5 protein-coding genes are annotated in these 6,421 nt (G+C 66.4%); all 5 read left to right on the top strand.

The genetic code is table 11. The features are described from left to right. Window positions 1-208: 208 nt before the first annotated feature. On the top strand, window positions 209-559 hold the full coding sequence (locus tag FVW27_RS05260; RefSeq protein WP_208294643.1) for a chaperone modulator CbpM: 351 nt from the start codon (window positions 209-211) through the stop codon (window positions 557-559). Window positions 560-729: 170 nt separating this feature from the next. Continuing rightward, window positions 730-3,318: an ATP-dependent chaperone ClpB gene (clpB, locus tag FVW27_RS05255; protein WP_167123362.1), complete on the top strand. Its 2,589-nt coding sequence runs from the start codon at window positions 730-732 to the stop codon at window positions 3,316-3,318. Window positions 3,319-3,685: 367 nt separating this feature from the next. Then, the gene (locus FVW27_RS05250) at window positions 3,686-4,285 is read left to right on the top strand and encodes a peptidylprolyl isomerase (protein WP_167123360.1); all 600 of its coding nucleotides are present in this window, start codon (window positions 3,686-3,688) and stop codon (window positions 4,283-4,285) included. A gap of 358 nt (window positions 4,286-4,643) precedes the next feature. Next, window positions 4,644-6,182, top strand: coding sequence for an aspartate ammonia-lyase (locus FVW27_RS05245; RefSeq protein WP_243838228.1), 1,539 nt, complete (start codon window positions 4,644-4,646; stop codon window positions 6,180-6,182). Further along, a partial coding sequence (locus FVW27_RS05240; protein ID WP_208294642.1) for a cyclase family protein occupies window positions 6,167-6,421 on the top strand: 255 nt, incomplete at its 3' end. The genes FVW27_RS05245 and FVW27_RS05240, both read left to right, overlap by 16 nt.

Below are 6,421 nucleotides of genomic sequence, written 5' to 3'. Positions count from 1 at the left end.
CGGCAAGGGGCTGGGCGCGGGCGCGGCACGCGGCGACCAGTACGTGCGCATCGGCATCCGCACGCCGGGCGAGGCCACCCCGCGCGAACGGGAACTGTGGGAAGAACTGGCCCGGACCTCGGCGTTCCGGGCGCGCGACTAGCGGACAGGAAGACCGAAACCGACGCGGAACCCCGCCGACACGACTTGCATCCGGAGGTGACACCACATGTACCCCGATGACGGCAACGAACCTGGATATGACCGGGGGCACGGCCTTGCGCAGGGCGGCGAACTGCCCATCCGTTCGGAATTCATCGCCTGGGCGGAATTCCTTCAGGTGTCCGGCGTGCACCCCAGCCGCCTTGGCGAACTGATCGAACTGGGCTGGCTGGAGCCACGCCGTACGGCGGGAGAAGGCTACCTGTTCCGCCGGGTGGACGTGTACCGCACCCGCAAGCTGGAACGCATCTGCGCCGACTTCGAACTGTCCAGCCTGGGCGGTTCCATCGTCGTGGACCTGCTGGACCGCATCGACCGGCTGGAGCGCAGGGTGCGCGAGTTGGAAGCGCAACGATAGCGTCATGACAAGATAGCTACGCGGCCCGGCAGCGGTGCATACGCGCCGGGCAGCATGAAATTTTTCGCCACGGGCGCGCCGCCCCCGGCATTCTGGCAGGGGAAGCTGGCAGCCGCCCACGGCACACTGCATTCCTGGCCCGGTCCGCCGGACAAGGGGGAAAGAACGATATGGACATCAACAAGTTCACCGAAAAATCGCAGCAGGCCATTGCAGAGGCCCAGTCCACCGCCGTGCGCCTTGGGCACCAGCAGGTGGACGTGGAGCACGCCGCGCTTGCCCTGGTCCGTCAGGAACAGGGGCTGGTGCCGCGCCTGCTGGAACGGGCGGGCTACAAGCCCGATGCCTTTGCCGCCGCCCTTGAGGCGGCGTTGCAGAAACGCCCGGCGGTCAGCGGCCCCGGCGCGGCCCAGGGGCAGATCTACGTCACCCAGCGCCTGAACCAGGCTCTGGTGCGCGCGCAGGACTTCGCCAGGCGGCTCAAGGACGAGTACGTCAGCGTCGAACACCTCATCTGCGCCTTTCTGGAAGAACCGCCCTCCACCGACATGGGCCGCGTGGCCCGCGAGTTCGGCCTGACGCAGGACAAGCTGCTGGCCGTGCTGGAAGACGTGCGCGGCGCGCAGCGCGTCACCTCGCAGAATCCGGAGGACACCTACGAGGCGCTCCAGAAGTACGGGCGCGACCTGGTGGAAGAAGCCCGCAAGGGCAAGCTGGACCCGGTCATCGGGCGCGATGCGGAAATCCGCCGCGTGGTGCGCATCCTGTCACGGCGCACCAAGAACAACCCCGTGCTCATCGGCGAGGCGGGCGTGGGCAAGACGGCCATCGTCGAGGGCCTGGCCCACCGCATCCTGAAGGGCGACGTGCCGGAGGGCCTGAAGAACCGCAGCCTGTTCGCGCTGGACATGGGTGCGCTCATCGCCGGGGCCAAGTACCGGGGCGAGTTCGAGGAACGGTTGAAGGCCGTGCTGAAGGAAGTGGAAAAGGCCGAAGGCCGCATCCTGATGTTCATCGACGAACTGCACACCATCGTGGGCGCGGGCAAGTCCGACGGGGCCATGGATGCCGGCAACCTGCTGAAACCCATGCTGGCGCGCGGCGAGTTGCACTGCATCGGCGCCACCACGCTGGACGAGTACCGCAAGTACATCGAGAAGGACCCGGCGCTGGAACGCCGCTTCCAGCCGGTGGTGGTGGACGAACCCACGGTGGAGGACACCATATCCATCCTGCGCGGCCTGCGCGAACGGTTCGAGGTGCACCACGGGGTGCGCATCAGCGATTCGGCCATCGTCGAGGCGGTGACCCTGTCGCACCGCTACATCACCGACCGCCAGTTGCCGGACAAGGCCATCGACCTCATCGACGAGGCCGCCGCGCTGATCCGCACCGAAATAGACTCGCTGCCCGCCGAACTGGACGAGGTGAACCGCAAGGTCATGCAGCTTGAGATCGAGCGCGAGGCCCTGCGCCGAGAGACGGACGCCGCCTCGCGCGAGCGGCTGGAAAAGCTGGAGAACGAACTGGCCGACCTGCGGGCCAGCCAGGCCACCCTGCTGGCCCAGTGGGAGCGTGAAAAGGGCTCCATCGACGCCGTGCGCACCATCAAGGAAGAAATCGAGCGCACCCGCCTGGCCATCGACGAGGCGGAGCGCAACTACGACCTCAACCGGGCGGCGGAACTGAAGTATTCCAAGCTGCTGGAGCTTGAGCGCAAGCTGGCCGCCGCCGAGCACGGCGACGATGAGAACCGCCTGCTGAAGGAAGAGGTGCGCCCCGACGACGTGGCCGAAATCGTGGCCCGCTGGACGGGCATTCCGGTCACCCGGCTGCTGGAGTCGGAGCGCGAAAAGCTGCTGCGCCTGGGCGACGTGCTGCACGAGCGCGTGGTGGGGCAGGACGAGGCCGTGGAGGCAGTGGCCGAAGCCGTGCTGCGCGCCCGGGCCGGGCTGTCCGACCCCGGGCGGCCCATCGGGTCGTTCATCTTCCTTGGCCCCACGGGCGTGGGCAAGACCGAACTGTGCAAGACGCTGGCGGAATCGCTGTTCGACAGCGAGGACAACATCGTGCGCATCGACATGAGCGAGTACATGGAGAAGCACGCGGTGGCCCGGCTCATCGGGGCGCCCCCCGGCTACGTGGGCTATGACGAGGGCGGCCAGCTGACCGAGGCGGTGCGCCGAAAGCCGTACAGCGTGGTGCTGTTCGACGAAATAGAAAAGGCCCACGCCGACGTGTTCAACGTGCTGCTGCAAATCCTGGACGACGGGCGGCTTACCGACAGCCATGGCCGCACCGTGGACTTCAAGAACACCATCATCATCATGACCTCCAACATCGGGTCGTCACACCTGCTGGACGGCATCACCGACGCGGGCGAATTCCGCCCCGGCGTGCGCGACAAGGTGATGGACGAGATGCGTCGTCACTTCCGCCCCGAGTTCCTGAACCGGGTGGACGAGATCGTCATGTTTCGCCCGCTGCTGCCCGAGCAGATCGGGCGCATCGTGGAACTGTTGCTGGGCAGGCTGCGGGGGCGGCTGGCAGAGCGCAAGATCACCCTGGAACTTACCGATGCGGCGCGCGACTTCATCGCCGAATCGGCTTACGACCCGGTGTACGGTGCGCGGCCCCTGCGGCGCTATCTGCAAACCAACGTGGAAACCCCGCTGGCCCGCCGCCTGATCTCGGGCGACCTGAAGGACGGGCAGCATGTGGCCATCGGGGTTAGGCTGGACAAGCTGACGTTTGAGTAAGGAGTATGCCACACTTGGGCCTTTCGCCCTTCGGCTGCGTCAGATTCGCCTTTTGCTCCGGTCACGTACGAGAAAAGTACGCTCCCTTCACAAAAGGCGAATCTTCCTTGCCGAAGAACGAAAATCCTCAAGTGTGGTCATCCTCCTGAAGAAAAGAGAACAGTGGGTGTAAGGCCTCGTCGCCCGTCATGCTACGGCATCTAGCGTGGCCACAAGGATGATGGCTGCAAGGTGTTTGCGGCATGTAACCTGAGGCCGCCCCGCCGCCCATTGGTATGCCATGCCGATTGCCCTGCGGTGGCGCTTCTGGTAATGGCACCGGCACGGGCGGTTCGCCCATCCAACTTTCACATTCCCGGAGCAGAACATGCGTTGGTTGCTGCTGGCCGCGCTTACGGCCCTTTTCGCGTTCGCAGGTCACGGAACCGCCATGGCGGCTTCGGCACAGAGGGGACACACGGTGATCAAGCTGGAAACGAGCATGGGCGACATCGTCGTCGAACTGGATGACGAAAAGGCCCCCAAGACCGCTGCCAACTTTCGCGAATATGTCGCGGCGGGCCACTACGACGGCACCATCTTCCACCGCGTCATCGACGGCTTCATGATCCAGGGTGGCGGCTACGACGAGAAGATGCACGAAAAGCCCACCCGCGAGCCCGTCGAGAACGAGGCCAACAACGGCCTGCGCAACGAAAAGTACACCCTGGCCATGGCCCGTACCATGTCGCCGCATTCCGCCACCGCCCAGTTCTTCATCAACGTGAAGGACAACGCCTTCCTCGACCACCGCGCGCCCACCATGCAGGGCTGGGGCTACGCCGTGTTCGGCAAGGTGATCGAAGGCACCGACGTGGTGGACAAGATCAAGGCCGTGCGCACGGCCACCGTGGGTTCGTTCGAGAACGTGCCCACCACCCCCGTGGTCATCAAGAAGGCCACCGTGCTGCCCCCGGCGGCGAAGTAGCCCTGATCTACGGCACGACGGAAAAGACGCTTCCACGGCGCCCCGCACCCCAACCGGGTTGCGGGGCGCTTTTGCGTGGTGGTGCTGCCCATAGGCGGGCGGCGGCAAGGGTGGTATGATGCAACAGTGCGTGCCCCACATGGGGGTATGCCGCGCGTCATGGGCAGCATGGGCAGCATGGGCAGCATGGGCAGCACGAGCCGCAGGGCCGCATGGGCAGCGCAGGGTGCGCATAAGCACGAGCCGCAGGGCCGCATGGGCAGCGCAGGGTGCGCATCAGCACGGGCGGCTGGGTCGCCACGGCACAATCCCGATATTCCGGCATTCTGACACCCAGAAAGCAAGGACGACATCCCTCATGGAATACCGCATCGAGCGCGACAGCCTTGGAGAACGCAAGGTGCCCGCCCACGCCTACTACGGCGTGCAGACCCTGCGGGCATTGGAGAATTTCGACGTCACCGGGCTGACCATAGGCCGCCACCCCCGCTTCGTGCAGGCGCTGGCGTCGGTGAAGAAAGCCGCCGCCCTGGCCAACATGGAATTGGGCCTGCTGGACGGCGACGTGGGGCAGGCCATCGTGCAGGCCTGCCGCGAAGTGCGTGAAGGCCGCTTTGACGAGCAGTTCGTGGTGGATGTGATCCAGGGCGGGGCTGGCACCTCGGTGAACATGAATGCCAACGAGGTCATCGCCAACCGCGCCCTGGAACTGATGGGCCGGGCGCGCGGCGAATACGGCGTGGTCAGCCCGCTGAACCACGTCAACCTCTCGCAGTCCACCAACGATGTGTACCCCACGGCCTTGCGCATCGCGCTTGTATGGTACGCGCGCGACCTGGAAGCCGCCCTGCGCGAACTGCGCGATGCCTTCCACGCCAAGGGCGAGGCCTTTGCCGACGTCATCAAGATGGCCCGCACCCAGTTGCAGGATGCCGTGCCCATCACCCTGGGCGCGGAATTCGCGGCCTACGGGGTGACCGTGGGCGAGGATACCGAACGCCTGGCCGAGGTGGCCCGCCTGCTGTGCGAGGTGAACATCGGCGCAACCGCAGTGGGCACCGGCATCAACACCGTGCCCGGCTATGCGCCGCTGGTCTGCGACCGGCTGGCGGACATCACCGGGCTGCCGCTCTCGCTTTCGCCCAACCTTGTGGAGGCCACCAGCGACGCCGGGGCCTATGTCACCCTTTCCGGGCTGCTGAAACGCGTGGCGGTGAAGCTTTCCAAGATCTGCAACGACCTGCGCCTGCTCTCGTCCGGGCCGTTCACCGGCCTTGGCGAAATATCCCTGCCCGCCGTGCAGCCGGGGTCCAGCATCATGCCGGGCAAGGTCAACCCGGTGATTCCGGAACTGGTCAACCAGGTCTGCCAGCAGGTCATCGGCAACGACCTTACGGTAACCCTGGCGGCAGAGGCGGGACAACTGGAACTGAATGTGTTCGGCCCCATCATGGCCTGCAACCTGTTCCAGTCGCTGGAAATCCTGACGCGGGCGGCGCGCATCCTGCGGGTGCGCTGCGTGGAGGGCATCACCGCCAACCGCGAACGCTGCCTGGAACTGCTGCACGGTTCGCTGGGCATGGTCACGGCGCTGGCCCCGGTCATCGGCTACGAGGCTGCGGCAACGGTGGTCAAGGACGCCCGCGCCACGGGGCGCACGCCGCGCGACCTGCTGGTGGAGCGGGGGCTGATGGGACCGGAAGACTACGACGACTTGATGGACCCTGCCAAGATGCTTGGCCCGCGCGACGTGCGCGGTCATCGCAACGGCAATTCGCGGCAGGATGCGGCAGGTCTGGAAAAGGCGGAGAAGAAAGCGGCGGAGCAGGGGGCCGGGCCGGAAGTGCCGGATGTGGGGGATGGGCCGCATGAGGGGGGCGCATGCCCCGTGGCCTGACCTTCACCCGTCTGGCGGACCTTGCCCACCCCATCGGCAGCGGCATGCCGCGTTGGCCCGGCGACCCGCCGGTGACCTTTCTGGATGTGGCCAGCCGCGAAGAGGACGGCTACGACCTGCGTGTTTTCGCCATGGGCGAGCACAGCGGCACCCACGTCAACGCGCCGCTGTCCTTCCTGCCCGGCGGCGCGGACGTGCGCGCGGCGGCCCCATGGCCGCTGCTGCTGCCCTTGGCCGTG

It is taken from the genome of Nitratidesulfovibrio liaohensis (assembly GCF_011682075.1).
Classification (GTDB): Bacteria; Desulfobacterota; Desulfovibrionia; order Desulfovibrionales; family Desulfovibrionaceae; genus Cupidesulfovibrio; species Cupidesulfovibrio liaohensis.
The sequence above is the reverse complement of the archived record's forward strand: the minus strand, read 5'-3'. Positions and strand labels throughout refer to the sequence as shown.

Coding starts and splice junctions, on each gene's coding strand:
- FVW27_RS05260 (WP_208294643.1), top strand. CDS start 209: ATGTACCCCGATGACGGCAACGAACCTGGATATGACCGGGGGCACGGC.
- clpB (WP_167123362.1), top strand. CDS start 730: ATGGACATCAACAAGTTCACCGAAAAATCGCAGCAGGCCATTGCAGAG.
- FVW27_RS05245 (WP_243838228.1), top strand. CDS start 4,644: ATGGAATACCGCATCGAGCGCGACAGCCTTGGAGAACGCAAGGTGCCC.
- FVW27_RS05250 (WP_167123360.1), top strand. CDS start 3,686: ATGCGTTGGTTGCTGCTGGCCGCGCTTACGGCCCTTTTCGCGTTCGCA.